This window comes from Bowmanella dokdonensis, assembly GCF_017254865.1.
In the GTDB taxonomy this organism is placed as follows: Bacteria; Pseudomonadota; Gammaproteobacteria; order Enterobacterales; family Alteromonadaceae; genus Bowmanella; species Bowmanella dokdonensis.
The window spans coordinates 1-15,466 of the sequence record NZ_JAFKCV010000011.1; the positions used below are offsets into that span (position 1 = coordinate 1).

Annotated in this window: 14 protein-coding genes; 7 read left to right on the forward strand and 7 right to left on the reverse strand. The window is 52.6% G+C overall.

Features of this window, described 5'->3' with window-relative positions; all coding sequences use genetic code 11:
* Positions 1-461 precede the first annotated feature (461 nt).
* A complete protein-coding gene (locus J0A66_RS16350; RefSeq protein ID WP_206574923.1) occupies positions 462-3,041 on the reverse strand; it encodes a thrombospondin type 3 repeat-containing protein in 2,580 nt (859 codons plus the stop codon).
* 280 nt (positions 3,042-3,321) lie between these two features.
* Here J0A66_RS16350 and J0A66_RS16355 point away from each other — a divergent pair, with 280 nt between their 5' ends.
* Both J0A66_RS16355 and J0A66_RS16360 read left to right on the forward strand, forming a co-directional pair.
* Positions 3,322-4,338, forward strand: coding sequence for an IS110 family RNA-guided transposase (locus J0A66_RS16355; protein WP_206574924.1), 1,017 nt, complete (start codon positions 3,322-3,324; stop codon positions 4,336-4,338).
* Positions 4,339-5,122: 784 nt separating this feature from the next.
* Positions 5,123-5,950: a MipA/OmpV family protein gene (locus J0A66_RS16360; RefSeq protein WP_206574925.1), complete on the forward strand. Its 828-nt coding sequence runs from the start codon at positions 5,123-5,125 to the stop codon at positions 5,948-5,950.
* Between the two features lie 58 nt (positions 5,951-6,008).
* Here the strand turns inward: J0A66_RS16360 and J0A66_RS16365 are convergent, their stop codons facing one another.
* Positions 6,009-6,608: a nucleoside deaminase gene (locus J0A66_RS16365; protein ID WP_206574926.1), complete on the reverse strand. Its 600-nt coding sequence runs from the start codon at positions 6,606-6,608 to the stop codon at positions 6,009-6,011.
* A 71-nt stretch (positions 6,609-6,679) separates the two neighbouring features.
* Between J0A66_RS16365 and J0A66_RS16370 the strand changes: the two genes are divergently transcribed.
* A complete protein-coding gene (locus J0A66_RS16370) occupies positions 6,680-7,243 on the forward strand; it encodes a PhnA domain-containing protein (protein ID WP_206574927.1) in 564 nt (187 codons plus the stop codon).
* An 11-nt stretch (positions 7,244-7,254) separates the two neighbouring features.
* On the opposite strand, the gene J0A66_RS16375 is transcribed toward J0A66_RS16370, so the two are convergent.
* Positions 7,255-7,659 (reverse strand): DUF3224 domain-containing protein, encoded by a 405-nt coding sequence (locus J0A66_RS16375; protein WP_206574928.1) that lies wholly within the window; start codon positions 7,657-7,659, stop codon positions 7,255-7,257.
* A 150-nt stretch (positions 7,660-7,809) separates the two neighbouring features.
* Here J0A66_RS16375 and J0A66_RS16380 point away from each other — a divergent pair, with 150 nt between their 5' ends.
* Both J0A66_RS16380 and J0A66_RS16385 read left to right on the forward strand, forming a co-directional pair.
* Positions 7,810-8,829 (forward strand): 2-dehydropantoate 2-reductase, encoded by a 1,020-nt coding sequence (locus J0A66_RS16380; protein WP_206574929.1) that lies wholly within the window; start codon positions 7,810-7,812, stop codon positions 8,827-8,829.
* A gap of 104 nt (positions 8,830-8,933) precedes the next feature.
* Positions 8,934-9,473 (forward strand): heme NO-binding domain-containing protein, encoded by a 540-nt coding sequence (locus tag J0A66_RS16385; protein WP_206574930.1) that lies wholly within the window; start codon positions 8,934-8,936, stop codon positions 9,471-9,473.
* A 45-nt stretch (positions 9,474-9,518) separates the two neighbouring features.
* Here J0A66_RS16385 and J0A66_RS16390 read toward each other — a convergent pair whose 3' ends face one another.
* Genes J0A66_RS16390 through J0A66_RS16400 form a run of 3 tightly spaced genes read right to left on the reverse strand, consistent with a single transcriptional unit; the run spans position 9,519 to position 12,561 of the window.
* Positions 9,519-10,850 (reverse strand): magnesium transporter, encoded by a 1,332-nt coding sequence (locus J0A66_RS16390; RefSeq protein ID WP_241264256.1) that lies wholly within the window; start codon positions 10,848-10,850, stop codon positions 9,519-9,521.
* A gap of 12 nt (positions 10,851-10,862) precedes the next feature.
* Entirely contained in the window at positions 10,863-11,675 is an 813-nt protein-coding gene (locus J0A66_RS16395; RefSeq protein WP_206574932.1) for a magnesium transporter MgtE N-terminal domain-containing protein, read from the reverse strand.
* A 13-nt stretch (positions 11,676-11,688) separates the two neighbouring features.
* On the reverse strand, positions 11,689-12,561 hold the full coding sequence (locus tag J0A66_RS16400; protein WP_206574933.1) for a mechanosensitive ion channel family protein: 873 nt from the start codon (positions 12,559-12,561) through the stop codon (positions 11,689-11,691).
* A 124-nt stretch (positions 12,562-12,685) separates the two neighbouring features.
* Between J0A66_RS16400 and J0A66_RS16405 the strand changes: the two genes are divergently transcribed.
* Both J0A66_RS16405 and J0A66_RS16410 read left to right on the forward strand, forming a co-directional pair.
* On the forward strand, positions 12,686-13,261 hold the full coding sequence (locus J0A66_RS16405) for a YqaA family protein (protein ID WP_206574934.1): 576 nt from the start codon (positions 12,686-12,688) through the stop codon (positions 13,259-13,261).
* Positions 13,258-13,725, forward strand: a complete 468-nt coding sequence (locus J0A66_RS16410; protein ID WP_206574935.1) for a GNAT family N-acetyltransferase — start codon at positions 13,258-13,260, stop codon at positions 13,723-13,725. Before J0A66_RS16405 ends, J0A66_RS16410 begins: the two co-directional genes overlap by 4 nt.
* A 44-nt stretch (positions 13,726-13,769) precedes the next feature.
* On the opposite strand, the gene J0A66_RS16415 is transcribed toward J0A66_RS16410, so the two are convergent.
* Positions 13,770-15,293 (reverse strand): amidohydrolase family protein, encoded by a 1,524-nt coding sequence (locus tag J0A66_RS16415; RefSeq protein WP_439098877.1) that lies wholly within the window; start codon positions 15,291-15,293, stop codon positions 13,770-13,772.
* Between the last annotated feature and the right edge of the window lie 173 nt (positions 15,294-15,466).

A 15,466-nucleotide genomic window follows, 5' to 3' on the forward strand; every position in this document is an offset into this window, starting at 1 on the left:
TCATGCTGCTTAATGGCCTTGATGATTTGTTCTTCGGTATAACGTTTTTTCATTCTGAGATCTCCATTGGCTCCAGTTTATTGGAAATCTCATCAAAGTCATGGTGTTAAATCTGGGGAGAAGGTCAGGGGCAGGGGGATTCACCACTTCGGGCACAGAGAAGGGGCAGATCACTATCTGCCTCTTTTTTGTTATCACGCGGCGGCGCTGTGGACGAGGTGTTGATAGTGGCTGGTTTGCGCCAACTTTGGTCATTATGCACGTTGCAAGACTTGACCCCGAGATCACTTAAACATCGTCAAATCAAGCGATCATCAGTGTCATCTAGTCTGATTAAGACAAACCAACCAACTGGATTTTCCTGAATATCAGTAGAAGCTTGCGGCGAAGCGTGTCCGCCGAAAATCACCGGAGATAAAAGAAGCGGCGCAAGGCCGCTTCGTTGTCTTCTGATACCTGCTTTAGGAATTCTTCCCATGAGGCTCTGGAGTCCGCTTTCTCCGGAATAGCAAACCGACGCCAACTATTCCCAGTAATACACCTCCAAAACTTCCACCTCCAGATTCACCACCGGAACCAGTTGGTGAGGAAGGATTGGTAGGCGATGTGGGAGTTTCCCCAACTGGCTCGGACACTCTCACCTGATAGTCCACCAGCTCTGAAACGACGTCAGACTCCACCAGCTTGACTAAGCCGACACCAGATGCGAACCACATATCAACAATTGTGATGAGCCTGGCTGTACCACCACCTACACTGGCTTGAAACGCAAGTTCCCAAGAAACCTTCTTTGTGTGGAATGTGCCAGCTGGGACGGTCAACACCTCATCGCCATGGTAATACACTACGCCATTAAACCGCGCCTCCTGCTTACCATAGGTGGGAGTGATATTAACTTCGCCTTTGCCACTAACATCTTCCCGTGTTTCACGAGCAGAGGAGAAGCTACCAACTAGCAAAGGCTCATCCAGGCGCATATCCACCTTGTAGATATCATTGCCAACCTGAACTTGGTTTAAAAAAACACCAGCAAACTTCAAACCTTCAGAATCATGTGTTAGGTAGTATTTCCCGCCGCTACTGAATTCTATTGGGTAAATAGTTACCCCTGCTATGTTGGTAGCCGAACCTAGAGACGCTGTTACCGTGTTGTAGGTCCACGTGTTTGAAGTGTGCATGGGTAGGAATGAGGCTGCGAACTCTGCTTGATTCATACCGTTATAGAAATCATTCGGGTGAGAATCTGTGTTGTCACCTATAAAGTCACCGTCTGAATCCAACCACTCGCTTGAATCATTAGGGAAAGCGTCAGAATTGTCACCTACTCCATCACCATCAGTGTCGAGCCATTCAGCAGGATCATTAGGGAAAACGTCAGAGTTATCGCCTACACCATCCCCATCGCTGTCTTCCCATTCACTCGGGTCACGAGGGAAGATGTCACTGTTATCGCCTACACCATCCTCATCGCGGTCGTTTGTTTCGGCTGGGTCTTCCGGAAACGCATCACCATTATCGCCTACACCATCCCCATCGCTATCTTCCCACTCATTTGGGTCGTTAGGGAATATGTCGCTGTTATCACCAACCCCGTCGTTGTCTGCGTCTAACCACTCGTTTGGGTCGTTAGGGAAGGCGTCACTATGGTCGCCAACGCCATCCCCGTCAGTATCGAACGACTCGGCGACTCCACCTAGGATTGAAAAAAATCCATTTACTGCACCATCAGCGTCATTAGGCCCTCCATCACTAACTGTCACTTTCAGGCAGTTGTGTCCCTCTGTGAACCCTTCGGAGTATTCAGCACTATCAATAACTGGACATTCACCAGGTTGACCTAGAGCAGAATAGATAGTGTCGTCACTATTGGTAGTGAAATCCACCCAACCATCTTGTGGAGTGTACTGACGAAATACTGAGAATGCAGGAAGAGGGGATGTGAGAGGAATAACGATATCCGCAGAGTCACCTACTTTCAACGCCATTTTGATGTCATTGTAACCAGCGATAGCGCTCACAACATCTGGGGCATGACGATTATTATAGGCAATCAATATTTCCTGCTCACTGACTTGGGTATGAAGATTGTCAAGCCCTCGCGAAACATCACCAATCATCAACCTCAAACACTGGTTTGTAGTTAACTGATAGTCAGACTGAACTTGCAGTTGGGAGCGGCTGCTAAACCATTTATTACCACCTGGGTCCTGAACGATAAAAGTTACATATTGACCTTCATTATTCGCACCCACGCTATAAGTCAGAAACTCACTGAATTCTTTGTTAGTGATAACCATTTGGCCATCATCACTACCAATAGCGATTGTACTGTTTTCATGAATATCGACGTCAACGGGTGAATCTATTGGCAGCTGCGTTTTGTAGCCATTCCATGACCCTTGGTCTAAAGGGTACTCATCACCTAAAGGAGTAAAAACAATATCACCATCAGACCAGGCTGAAACCCCAATGGTGTTGCCAAATTGATCCGCCGTCACATCAGTAAAGACGTAACTCAAAACCGCAGATTCGTAGGGCAGTTCCAACCCATTTACAGGGTCAAAAAATGCAGTAGCATTCTTTGTATGAAACATTCCATCCAGACCCAGCGATAATTCAGAAAAAGCCGATTCTGTAACCAGCTCAGCAGAGAAATCAGATGGATCAATTGCCTTAATACCCTTGTAGCCGCTAACGTAAACTTTGTCACAAAAGGTATCTATTGCTATTTCATGATCATATTCTGCAATATCTTCAAGGCCAAACTTCCATTCACCTGTTACTGATGAATATAGGTACAACCGTTTGTCTTTCACAACCGCGATATCGGTCTCTGAAGTTTGGGTTACACCAATGACTCGGCTCTCATCTCCAAAATTTGGAATCTGTACAGTTTGCACAAGAGTTCCGTCTACTTGATACTCTTTTAAAGTACCTTGACCAGCCACAACCACATTACCCATAGTAAAAGGCTGAGACACCGCACTGAATACCGTTGCACTCGCTATAAGTGCAACCCCAATATTGGCTAGATGCTTCATTTTCATTCCGTTAAAAAATAATCCCAACTTCGTTTATAAGCGATATTAGAAAGGATTTAGTGGTGTAAAGTCGCGTAAATGCGATATCTAAAAGGCGTATTATGATCCTGCATTCGACGACTTAATATACTGAAAATCCCGATGGCTTCAAGCTTGTAAAGTATACAGTGATGATGGGGGGGGATGAGCAGGGCAAGCATGTATCGGGGCCAAGTCTAATGAAATGGTTCGCCCCCTCAACACTGACTAAAGTGTTGTTGAGCAAAACAGGAGACGAACCATGACTTCAATAGAAACACTGGGTATTGATTTAGGCAAGCGCTCTTTACATGTGATTGGCTGGGACGAGGGTGAACAGCAAATAAAGAAAGCGAAGTTTAGTCGCAATAAGTTGTTAGAGTTTATTGCTCAATTACCTCCTTGCACCGTTGCTATGGAAGGATGTGCTGGAGCACATTGGCTGGCAAGAAAGTGTCAATCCTCTGGGCATAAGGTTAAGTTGCTGCCAGCTCAATTTGTTAAGCCTTATGTGAAGAGCAACAAGAATGATTACATTGATGCAGAGGCAATCTGTGAAGCCAGCCGTCGCCCGAGAATGAGATTTATCCAGATTAAGAACGAACAACAACAGCTTATCAGTGCCTGGTGCCGGATAAGAGAAGGCTATGTGGTGCAGAAGAATGCGACCAGCAATAAGATCCACGCCTTTTTGTTGGAATTCGGTGTTCCTCAAGCAAAAGGCAAGAAAACCCTCAACCACTTACCTGAATTACTGGAAGATGCGAATGTTTCTATTCCTGACGCATTGCGAGTGGTGCTCGATACACTTTACCAGGACTATAAGGCGCTAAAAGGACAGATACAGCAGGTTGAACGTCATCTGGCAGAACTATTGAAGACTGAGCCGGTGGCACAGCGGTTACAGGAAATCCCAGGTGTTGGACTGATTACCAGTGCTTTGCTGATTGCCAAGGTGGGAGATGGCCGACAGTTCAAGTCGGCTAGAGACATGGCTGCTTGGATAGGTTTAGTTCCTCGCCAGCATAGTACCGGCGGAAAAGATACCTTGTTAGGTATTAGTAAGCGGGGAAACAGCCAGTTGCGTCGTTGCTTGATTCATGGTGCTCGTTCGGTCATTCAATGGCACCAAGGGCGAACAGATTTATGGTCTGGCTGGCTACAACGGCTAAAGGCACACAAGGCTGCCAATATCGTTTGCTGCGCGTTGGCGAACAAGCTGGCCAGAATTGCTTGGGCGATAATGACCAGTGGTCAGCGATTTAAGGTAATGGCATAACGAACACTCAAGACAAAAAGCCCTTAACTATGACGAAAACGCTTTTGCGGCATTGCCAGTAACCTGAACAGTGCTTTAGACCCTGATACTGCTGGTCTTGATAGGTGGCAATGTGCGCATTTTCATACAGGATCCAGGGATAAAGCCCTGAATAGAATCCGGATACATTGACGCAGGCGAATTTCTAAATAGATGGGCATTTTTGAAGAAGATTGACTTATATGGGCTAACCATACATTGCACTGTAACAAAGACGATCTTTCAGACTAACAATTATTGGTAAAGTGTCATCAGTAAACACTTTCTCCCAGCTTATGGTCAATTCTTTGTGGCTCGAAGCTCTCTTCTCATTCTATAGGTGAAGTTCCAAGTTTCAGCAGCCACCGGCCTTAGCCGGTGGTCTGCCTGCAAACTCATTACTTACAGATAGAGAAAAGGCTGAGAGGCAGTGTCGGGTTGGGCTTCGCAGACCTTACACAGCAGGGAGGCTGTGTAAGAGACTACATGGAAGTACTCGCGGCGTGTCTGCGAAGGCCAATCCGACTCTGCCTTTGTGCTTCTTTATTTGATCCTAAAATGCCCGCCCAGTCATACAGCTCTCGGCCTTACCTACCAATAACCACTGCCCATGTCAGTCTCTTTCGATGCTGCCTTAAGATGCTTACCTTGGGCTGTTGGATGTAAGAAGGTGTCGTTATGTTTGATGTCCGACTCTGATCTATTCAAAAAGCTATGCCGTAAAACTGACTATTCACCTACCAACCCATTTTAAATCGGTATTTATATGAAAAAGTTATCAGTTCTATTGTTGGCAATGTTTATCCATGCTCCTTTCCATCAAGCTGCACTGGCACAGGACGGAAAAACGGCGTTAGTGCCATTGCCCTCTGTGGAGGATTTTACCAAAGGCGAAGATGGTTGGGCATTTGGTCTGGGTCTGGGCGTTGAATATGAATCAGCCTACGAAGGGTCGGATGAATTTGGTGTCGAAGTCGACCCTGCCGGGGCGGTACAGTGGCGAAGCGGTGATGATATTTTCTACTGGGCGGGGGAGGCCTTGGGCTGGCGTGGACTTCGCTCGGATATTTGGCTATTCGATGCTGCCATTGCCTTTGAAGAAGGTCGTGAAGAAGCTGACTCCGATGACGGTCGGTTGGATGGTCTTGGCGATACGGAAGAAGGGATAGAAGTGGTGTTGCAAGCGCGTCGGGCTTTTGATGCCGATTGGCGCTATTGGCTTGACGGTAGGCTGGTAACAGGTGAAAACGGCAATCTTGGTCTTTTTTCGCTGGGCCGCCGCTTCGGCGACCAGAATGACGGAAGTGGTTCTGAAATTGCAGTGGTTGCGGTTTACCATGATAGCGAACGAGCCAACCGGGATTTTGGCATCAACGCCGAGCAGGCAGCGGCATCGGGACTGAGTGAGACTGTTCTTGGCGGTGGATTCCGTTCAATTGGGTTTCATTACAATTATCGTCAATACCTCAACCAGAGCTGGCAGATTTTCGGTGAGGTGCTCTACGAGCATTACATTGGCGACATTCAGGACAGCCCAATCGCACGCAACAACTATGAAGCCGAAGTCGGTGTTGGATTTATTTACGTTTTCTAGACCGCTTAACAGCTAAACGATGAGGCACCTTTGCCATTTCAGCGGCTGACAGTCAGGGTCAGCCGTTATAAATCTTACCGCCCCGCACCACATAACTGCTCAGCACCCGGCGGGCCTCTTCCCGTTTAACTTGTTTGATGACGTCCAGTCCGGCCCTGGCCAGATAGCGGTAGGATTCGGCAAACACAGGGCCTTCGTCAAAGCCAATAGCCCGGGCATCCTCTCCGGTAGCCCCGCATACCAGCCGTTTGACGCCGCTCCACAAGGTCGCACCCATGCACATGGCGCAGGGCTCACAGGAGGTAAACAGCTCACATCGTTTGTCGTTGGCAGACAGGCTGAAGCTTTCCAGGGCCGCCTCGGCCATCATAATCGCCATCACCTCTCCGTGCAGGGTGGAGTTGTTGGCGGCCATGACCTGATTAACCCCGACGCCCAAAAGCTGTCCTGTATCCATGTCGAATATGGCGGTACCAAAAGGACCGCCACTGTCCCGCTCCACATTTTGCCGGGAAAGCTCGATGGCCAGGGCCATCTTTTCCTCGTCCGATTGATACTGGCGACTCCAGTCCACCACCTCATCTATCCAGCCGGGTAGGGACACCTCCACCTGTTTTACGTGGCGTAAGGGGCTTGGGGGCTGTTTACTTTCGCTCATCATCTGTCCTTTTGCTGCGATTATCTGTTAATAATGGCATACTTCGCGCCTTTAAAAACTAAGGTAAGCCCATGTCTCTGGAACAAGCCCTCAATCAACGCGCCGGCGAAAAATGTGAACTCTGCTCATCCACCGACACTTTGGCAGTTCTGCCTGTGGGTCCACAGGACCAGCCGAGGGTGGACAACCATATACTGGTCTGTGCTAACTGCAAGGGACAGATCGACGGGCAGCAGGCCCTGGATACCAAGCACTGGCGCTGCCTGAACGACAGCATGTGGTCCCCCGAGCCGGCGGTGCAGGTGATGGCCTGGCGGATGCTCAAGCGATTGTCCTCAGAAGTCTGGGCACAGGACCTGCTGGAGATGCTGTATCTGGACGAACAAACTCTCACCTGGGCACAGGCCGGGGATGACTCAGACAGGGAGCCCACCCTGGACAGCAACGGCACGCCGCTTGCCACCGGCGATACCGTGGTATTGATCAAGGATCTGGACGTAAAGGGGGCCGGCTTTACCGCCAAGCGCGGCACGGCGGTAAGGGGAATCAGCCTGCCCGACAATCCCAGACATGTGGAGGGCAAGGTCAATGGCGTGCGTATCGTCCTGGTGGCTGAATACCTGAAGAAGTCCTGACGACTTAAGGATCAGCCCTGCTCAGGCGGGAGCTGATAGTCGAACTGATAGAAGTGCCGGCCGTTTTCGATACGGATGGACATGCTGCCTGTCAGGCCCAGCAGTTCATCGGTGCCCGATGCCGGTACCACCTCCAGAATCAGATGCTGGTTGGCCTGATGCATGGTGCCATAGTGTTGCAGCACAAAACTGCCCTGGCGACCGGCCAGTTCACCACTGACCTGCTCGATAGCCACATAACCGGCAGAACCTTTGCTCTGCGTCATGGCGCTGAGCATTTCCCCTTTGCTGGTGCCGCTCAGCTCACCGGCAAAGGTTTTGTCGATGGCCATACGGCCCAGATTGATCCCGTTCTGGCCCTTGGCATAACAGCCCATAGGCTTGAGATTGACCTGAAATTCCCCTTTAGCTTGCATTGATGTGCTCCCCGGTGTGCTGGCCAGTCAGGGCAAATCTGCCGGCCCGTTGGATATTGTTGTTATGGCGTCACATATTGTCGTTTTTACCGACAATATGCCAGAGTAGGCAGACAGATAATTACCCAACTCATACAGATTGTATTATCCATGCGACATATAGTGTTTGGTGCTGGCCTGATCGGCGGCTTTGTCGGCGCGATGCTTGCCAAGCAGGGGCAGTCGGTGACCCTGATTGGACGGGACAGGGTAATGGCCCGTTGGCAGGATGGTCTGCGTCTGACAGATTTTCAGGGCCATCAGATCAAAGGCATCAAGCCCGCTCTGATGGGGGAGGACTGGCAACAAACCCCTCCTGAATGTGATGTCCTGTGGCTGACGGTCAAATGCACAGGTGTCAGGCAGGCCGCCTTCGATATCAAATCCCTGCTAACCCCCCAGAGTCAAATATTCTGTTGCCAGAACGGCCTCGGAGCCGATGGTCAGGTCCGTGCGCTGTATCCCTGGCATCCCGTTTCCCGGGTGATGGTGCCATTCAACGTCGTCGAGGAAGAGCCGGGCTGGCTGCATCGTGGTTCTGAGGGCACTCTGGTCTTGGAGTCCAGCCAGAATCCCAGCTTTGTCAGACAGTTGGCCGGAATTCTGGACAATCCCATGATGCCGGTCAGTACCACAGGGCAGATGGACGAACTTCTATGGGCGAAGTTACAGTTAAACCTGGGCAATGCCATCAATGCCCTTGCAGACATTCCGGTCAAGGCGATGTTGCAGCAGCGTGGTTTCAGACGGATATTGGCGAGTCTGATGGAGGAGTTGTTGACCGTTGCCGATGCCAAAGGTCTGCAATTACCAAGGCTGACCCGTCTGCCGCCAGCCTGGTTACCCCGTGCACTGCGCCTTCCGGACTGGTTGTTTATCCGGCTGGCCAGCCGCATGCTGGCTATCGATCCACAGGTGCGTACCTCCATGTGGTGGGATCTGAAGCAGGGCAGGCACACTGAAATCAGTTATCTCAACGGCGCGGTAGTGGAGGCGGCCCTGAGCCTGGGGTTGCCTTGCCCTTATAATCAGGCGCTGGTTCGCCTGATCCAGCAGGCAGAAAGTGGTGAACTCAGTCAGGGACTCGGGGCCGGCGAGCTACAAGGGATGATATTGGCGCAGATGAACTGATTTGTACCTGTTCTCCCACAGAAATACAGGCGATAGAGTTACCGGACAAGCGTCGATTAGTGCTAAATTGAGCCTTAACTGTGTGGGGAGCGGAGTTATACCTCATGTTAGGAATAGTCTTTACCAGTTTCGTGGAAATGGTTGAGCAGCACTTTTCGCCACAAGAGGCGGAGGCGCTGCTGTCTGAGGCCGGTTTTTCTCATGGCGGGGCCTACACTGCAGTCGGTTACTATCCGTTTGAAGATCTTCATACCCTATTGTCATTATTGTCTGCCAAGACGGGCATCGCTGAATCCGAATTGCTCTATTCGTTTGGAAAGTTCCTCTTTGTAGTGCTTGCCAGAAGCCATGAAAGCATGCTGTGGGAAAAGGGTAACCTGTTCGAATTGCTTGCCTGTATAGATAACGAGATTCACCAGGAAGTGCGCCAGCTATATGTAAACGCGGATCTACCCAGTTTCACCGTGCTTGAACGAACGGAGCGACATATGCTGTTGTTGTACCAGTCAAAGCGACGGCTGGAAATACTGGCCAAGGGCCTTATCGAAGGCGCGGCAATTTTCTACGATACCCCGGTTACTGTTAAGCTTAGGCCTCTGGATACCCCGGCATCGGGCACGCTGTTGGAAGTACGTTTGTTTTAACCATCGACTTTCGTCAAGCAGCGGTATTGCGCCGGCCCAAAGGACTCATCCTTTTGGCAGCATGTCTGAGAGCAACATGGCAATGCCGAGAAAGGACATAAAGCCGGCAATGTCCGTGATGGTGGTCAGCACGATTGACGATGATTGGGCAGGATCCAGGCCAAGTCTTTTCAGCATAATTGGCACCAGCGCGCCTGCCCCGCAGGCTATGATCAGCGACAGCACCATGGCCAGGGCAATGACCAGCGCCAGACCCACCGACTCACTCCAAAGGTAGACGCCAACGGCGCAGGTCAGCGCGATAGCGACCCCGTTCAGGGCGCCGGCCAGGATCTCTTTGAGCAACACCCTGTTCCAGTGGCGGGTGGTGATCTCCCTCAGTGTCAGTCCACGCATGGTCACCGCCAGGGCCTGGGCGCCGGCATTTCCTGATTGTCCGGCTGCTACCGGCAGCAGAATTGCCAGGGCCGTGACCTCGGCGATCAGGCCCTCGAAAGCACCTACCACGGCGGCCGCAGCAAAGGCGGTCAGCAGATTGATCTGAAGCCAGGGCAGGCGGCGTGTGACGGCAAACCAACTGCTGGACAGGGCCTTTTCCTCCTTACTCACACCCACCATGGTCTGCATGTCGCTGGCCAGATCTTCCTTGGTGGACTGATAGACTTCGAAATAGCCGATACTGCCCACCAACTGTCCCTGAGTGTCGAGTACCGGAATGGCCCGGGTACGGTATCCCTCAAATTTTTCTGTTACCAGTTCCTTGTCATCCAGCGCTTCGAGGGTAGTACGGACGGGCTGACTGATAGTGGCGAGGCCGGAGGCGGGCTGGGCACTGACCAGGTCGGCCAGGGGCACTTCGCCCACCAGTTGCTGGTGGTTGTCGAGCAGATACAAGACGTCCTGCGCCGTGCCCGGGTTTCTGCGCAGAATGGCCAGGGCGTCCGCCACCGTCAGATCGGCCGAGAAAGCCTGCACCTTGGTCGTCATCATCCGCGCCGCCGAGTCGGGGGGAAAACGAAGCAGATCCTGATACTCACTGACCAGGGAAGGTTGGCTTTCCTTCAGACGACTGAGAAGATGGACGCGTTTGTCGTCTTCGAGACGGCCCAGCAGGGCAATGGCCAGATGACTGTCCAGAAAAGCGATCAGGTTGCTGGCCGTCTGTTCGTCCAGTTGGCTGAAAATAGCGTCGGTGGTGCCAGGGGGCAGATATTTCCATACCCCGGCCACCACATGGATGGGCTGAATTTCCAGCAGACCGGCGGCCTCGGCAGCCTCCATACGTTCCAGATGGCGTGCACTCTTGAGCGGATAGCTGGCCATAAAGGCCTTGCTGAGCTCCTGTGCGGTCGTTTCCATGTTCAAAGTGGTACTCATCATCTTCTCCGACTATCTCGACACAGGGGTCAGCAGATCCAGCAGGGCATTGAGTGAAGCGCCATAGGCCGAAAGAATATCCCCCGGCAGGGGATCCTTGAGTTGCAGTGGTTCGGCACGGCTCAGGGCGTAGCGAATCTGGTGGTGATGAATGATGCCGATAAATTCATGCTTGAGATTGACCACGGCGGCGGTGTCCTGGCGGTGCCAGACAGCCAGATCCTGCGCGGCGCTTAGTTCGGTAAAGCCGCTGAGGGTAGGGGGCTGGTCAGCCATAAGCCGGTGGACGGATTGATTGGCCGGTGAACGCAGCAGGTCATACACGGACACGCTGCCCGTCACCTGACGCAGGCGGTTGATGACATAGATTTGCTGGCTGTCTGAGAACGTTTTCTTCTTAACCCTCAGCAGAGCGTCCTGCACTTCCATCTGTTCATCCAGCACCAACAGATCGGTTTCGGTCCAGGCCCCGACCGTATAGTCCGGGTAGCTGAGCAGCAACTGACAGGCAGTCTGCTTTTTCAATGGCAGGAAGTCCAGTTGTCTGGAACGCTGAGGCTCTTTCAAATGGCGTAAAATGGCGGCGATATCTGCCGTATTGAGCTCCTTGAGCAGTCTGGCACATTGCTCATCCGGCATTTGCACCAGAATCGGCGCGGCAAAGGACGGGAGCATGGCAGTAAAGACCTTTGCCGCAACCAGGGAAGAGGCTTTGGGCAGTAACCGGGCTACCTGCTCGGGCGGCTCGAGTTCGAGTGTTCTGGCTGCGGCCAGGGGCTCGTCCTCAAGAAAATGCAGGGCCAGGCTCAAATCTGCAGAGGGCATAACAGTCTCCCGTTTACTGGCTTGGCTCGGATGGCTTGTTGGGGGTGTCCACCGGCGACTGCCGGACACAACTTTGTTGTTCCAGCCAGAACCTTGCCGGAATCAGGGTGCGCCCGGCCTGCGTTTCCAGTACCAGCATGGTGTCGGTGATCTCCACCAGCACTCCCTCGGTGTCGCCGACCACCATTTGATCATGTATTTGACAATGCTTACGGGCTTGTCTGGCCCCCACCACGTTGGCAATCAGACCCTTGCTGCCCAGGCCGAAGGCCAGCGCTAATCCCGCGCCCAATACCGCAGCTACCACCAACACCAGGCTTGTAATGAAATGGATATTGATGCCGAGTTGTTCAACACCTATGACCAGCGCAGTGAACAGGACGGCGAACTTGGCTGCCGCAGCCAACCACAGGGCCCGGGGCAATCCGGCTGATTCTGCCGTGGCGCGGGTCATGGTGCTGACCAGATTACTAAGCAGATACCCGCCCACAATAATGAGCAGTCCGGCCACCATCCGCGGCAGATAGCTGATCAGGCCGCCCAGCCAGGCCGAGAACAGATCCAGTCCCAGAATGGACATGGCGGCGGCGAAGAAGAACAACATGATCAGCCAGAAGATTACCTTGCTGGCGACCCTGGAGTGATCGGTGCGGATTTCCAGCCCCTTGCCCCGCAAGGGGGCCGGGGTCATCAGGCTAAGCATCCGATTAAGCAGACGGATTATCGACAGGGTCAGGCGGGACATCAGCCAGGCGACCAGCCAGCCGGCCAACACCAGAAGGAGAGCGCCTATGACATTGGGTAGATAGGCAACCAGATATTCGAGCAGTTGTGAATACAAACCGGTAACGGCGCTCTGCCAGTCGCTGGATAAGCTTTGTGACATCGTGAATCCCTCTTTGTCGGTGTCAGCCCCCCGTCCAGGCAGAAGAGCGCTAAACCATAGTCTTTAAACTCAATATCAGTATCATAGGATCATTACCAGAAAGGAAACAGGATCAATATCGGCAATGAGGGGTAAGACACAGAAATGGCTGGATCGCCTCAGGCAATCGGACCATGCCTTGGTACTGCTGTTTGTCTTCTCGGCCCTGGAAGCCACCATTGTGCCGATTCCACTGGAACTGGTGCTGATCCCCTATATGTTGTTGGAACGCCAGCGCATCTGGTTGCTGGCTACTATTGCCCTGGCGGGTTGTCTGACCGGGGCACTGGCTGGATACTGGATTGGCCTGGGGTTGTTTGATTCGGCTGGCCAGTGGCTGATTGAGGCCACCGGGGCCACTGAACAGTTCGAGCAGTTCCGTCAAACCCTGCAGGAGGAGGGCTTTTTTGCCTTGTTTATGGTGGGAGTCACTCCGGTGCCCTTTCAGGTGGCGATGCTGGCCGCCGGTGCAACGGATTACCCGCTGGGGTGGTTTATGCTTGCTGCCGGCCTCTCCCGGGGAATTCGTTATTACGGTCTGGCCCTGCTGGTGTTGATGTTTGGTGAGCAGGCCACCGAGATCTGGCGCCGTCACTCGACAACAGTAGGCGTTTCACTGCTGGCCATTTTTGTATTAACGCTGATACTGAATTTTTTATGAGGATTCAGGTGCGTCCTTACCGCCAGGCTGACGCCCGGGCGTTGACGGATATATTCTATGACAGCATTCACAGCGTGGGGCCTGAATATTACAGCGCCGCACAGGTTAATGCCTGGGCGCCCCTACCCAGGGACTACATGGCTTGGCAGGCCAGGTTCGCGGGCAAACCGCCTTTTGTCGCAACATTCAAGGATCAGATAGTCGGCTTTATCACCCTGGAGCCAGATGGCCATATCGACTGGACCTATACCCATAAGGACTATCAGCGGCAGGGCGTCGCTACTGCCTTGTATGATTACCTTGAGAAGCAGGCCAAATCAGCAGGTATGGGTCATTTGTATGTGGAGGCTTCCCATCTGGCCAGGCCGTTTTTTGCCTCAAAGGGATTCGTGCTGGTCCGCCAGAACCAGGTTAGGCGGGGCAGGGAAATACTGGTTAACTGGAGTATGGAAAAGCTGCTGTAAGCCAAAGCAGGAGACAAGGCTGGCCCTGCCCCCTGCTGGGCGCGTTATTCGGTGGATTTGGCTTTGGTCACCATCTCCCGCACATCCTTAAGCAGTGCCTTGGCATCATAAACGATACCGTCCTTGATGGTGTATTTGACCCCGCCGACCCGTGTAGGCCGGTTGTCGTCATCCAGTTTGAAATGCCCCGTGCCATAAAGCACTTTGAAGTTGGCCAGCGGATTTTCCTCCACTATCACCATATCCGCCAGTTTGCCAATACTGATGGAACCCAGGCTGTCTTCCATCTCCAGAGCCTGGGCACCATTGAGGGTGGCGGCCTGAACCACTTCCAGGGCATTGAAACCGGCCTCACGCAGCAGCTCCAGCTCGCGGATATAGCCAAATCCATAGATTTTGTAGATATAGCCGGAATCCGAGCCGGTAGTCACCCGGCCCCCCTGGTTCTTGTAGTCGTTGATAAATTGCATCCACAGACGAAAATTTTCCTTCCAGGCAATTTCGTCGTCTGTGGTCCAGTCAAACCAGTAACTGCCATGGGCATAACGGTTAGGTTGGAAGAAGTCCCACAATGTCGGCAGGGTATAGTCCTGATGCCAGGTGGCTTCCTGTTCACGCATCAGATCCCGGCTGGCTTCGTAAATGGTCATGGTCGGGTTGAGTGTGAAATCCAGGGCGATCAGTTCGTCACGTACTGCGTTCCATTTGTCGCTGCCGGGTTTGGCGGCTTGCTGCCAGAGCCTGCCGGCTTCGGCAAAGCGATGTTGTTCGTTATTGTAGTTGTACGCCGGTGAGTAATCCTGGATCCGCTGGTTTTCGAACAACGCCTCCGGCAGTCCATACCAATGTTCCATGGTGGTCAGGCCCAGGCGAGCAGAGTCCAGCACGTTCATGCTGACCACATTGAGCTGGGCATGATGCATCGCGGTGCCCAGGCCAAGCTTTTGTGCTTCATCCAGGGCGGCCTTCATCACCTTTGGTGTTGCGCCGAAGAACTTCACGCCCTGTGCGCCCTGCTCAGCCGCCCACTGCATCCATTCCCTGGCCTGCTCAGCAGTATAAATGGGCTTGTCCCTGCCCATGCCAAAGCCGAAGTAAGGGATGATCCTGGGGGCAGTGATCTGATTTTTCTCACTGCGCCTGACATGGTCCATAACCCAGTCCACACCGTTGAAACTGCCTGGTTCACGCACAGTGGTAATGCCGTGGCCCAGCCACAGTTTGAATACATACTCGGCAGGGATGTCGTCAGCCGATCCGCCTATATGACCATGCATGTCAATGAAACCGGGCAGTACATAATGGCCTTGCAGATCCATTTCCTGGTCACCCGGTTGCGCCTTGGGGCGGTTCTTGTCCAGAATCGGGACACCCGGATTGCCCACATTGACGATATTGGTAATGCGGTTCTTTTCAATCACTATATCCACCGGCCCCCTTGCCGGCGCCCCTTCGCCGTTGACCAGGGTAACACCGCGCAAAATCAGCCGCTGGTAAGGTCCCTGACCTTCGTTATCGGGACTGTCGGGAGCGCTGACGCCGGGTTTGGCGGCCAGCGGGAGGCTCATCAGCAGGGCCAGCAGAGCCAGTCCAAGTGGTCGGAATGTCATGGGTTATCCTCTTTTTATCTTTTCAGCAGACACCGGAGCCCATTATCTAACCATTCAGTGCTCTAAATTGGCAATCAAATTGAGATAAACCTCCAGGAATATATGTTATAAAAATAGCTGGGTGATATTTG

Coding starts and splice junctions, on each gene's coding strand:
- J0A66_RS16410 (WP_206574935.1), top strand. CDS start 13,258: ATGAGGATTCAGGTGCGTCCTTACCGCCAGGCTGACGCCCGGGCGTTG.
- J0A66_RS16390 (WP_241264256.1), bottom strand. CDS start 10,850: ATGAGTACCACTTTGAACATGGAAACGACCGCACAGGAGCTCAGCAAG.
- J0A66_RS16405 (WP_206574934.1), top strand. CDS start 12,686: ATGAGGGGTAAGACACAGAAATGGCTGGATCGCCTCAGGCAATCGGAC.
- J0A66_RS16370 (WP_206574927.1), top strand. CDS start 6,680: ATGTCTCTGGAACAAGCCCTCAATCAACGCGCCGGCGAAAAATGTGAA.
- J0A66_RS16355 (WP_206574924.1), top strand. CDS start 3,322: ATGACTTCAATAGAAACACTGGGTATTGATTTAGGCAAGCGCTCTTTA.
- J0A66_RS16365 (WP_206574926.1), bottom strand. CDS start 6,608: ATGAGCGAAAGTAAACAGCCCCCAAGCCCCTTACGCCACGTAAAACAG.
- J0A66_RS16350 (WP_206574923.1), bottom strand. CDS start 3,041: ATGAAGCATCTAGCCAATATTGGGGTTGCACTTATAGCGAGTGCAACG.
- J0A66_RS16400 (WP_206574933.1), bottom strand. CDS start 12,561: ATGTCACAAAGCTTATCCAGCGACTGGCAGAGCGCCGTTACCGGTTTG.
- J0A66_RS16375 (WP_206574928.1), bottom strand. CDS start 7,659: ATGCAAGCTAAAGGGGAATTTCAGGTCAATCTCAAGCCTATGGGCTGT.
- J0A66_RS16415 (WP_439098877.1), bottom strand. CDS start 15,293: ATGAGCCTCCCGCTGGCCGCCAAACCCGGCGTCAGCGCTCCCGACAGT.
- J0A66_RS16385 (WP_206574930.1), top strand. CDS start 8,934: ATGTTAGGAATAGTCTTTACCAGTTTCGTGGAAATGGTTGAGCAGCAC.
- J0A66_RS16380 (WP_206574929.1), top strand. CDS start 7,810: ATGCGACATATAGTGTTTGGTGCTGGCCTGATCGGCGGCTTTGTCGGC.
- J0A66_RS16360 (WP_206574925.1), top strand. CDS start 5,123: ATGAAAAAGTTATCAGTTCTATTGTTGGCAATGTTTATCCATGCTCCT.
- J0A66_RS16395 (WP_206574932.1), bottom strand. CDS start 11,675: ATGCCCTCTGCAGATTTGAGCCTGGCCCTGCATTTTCTTGAGGACGAG.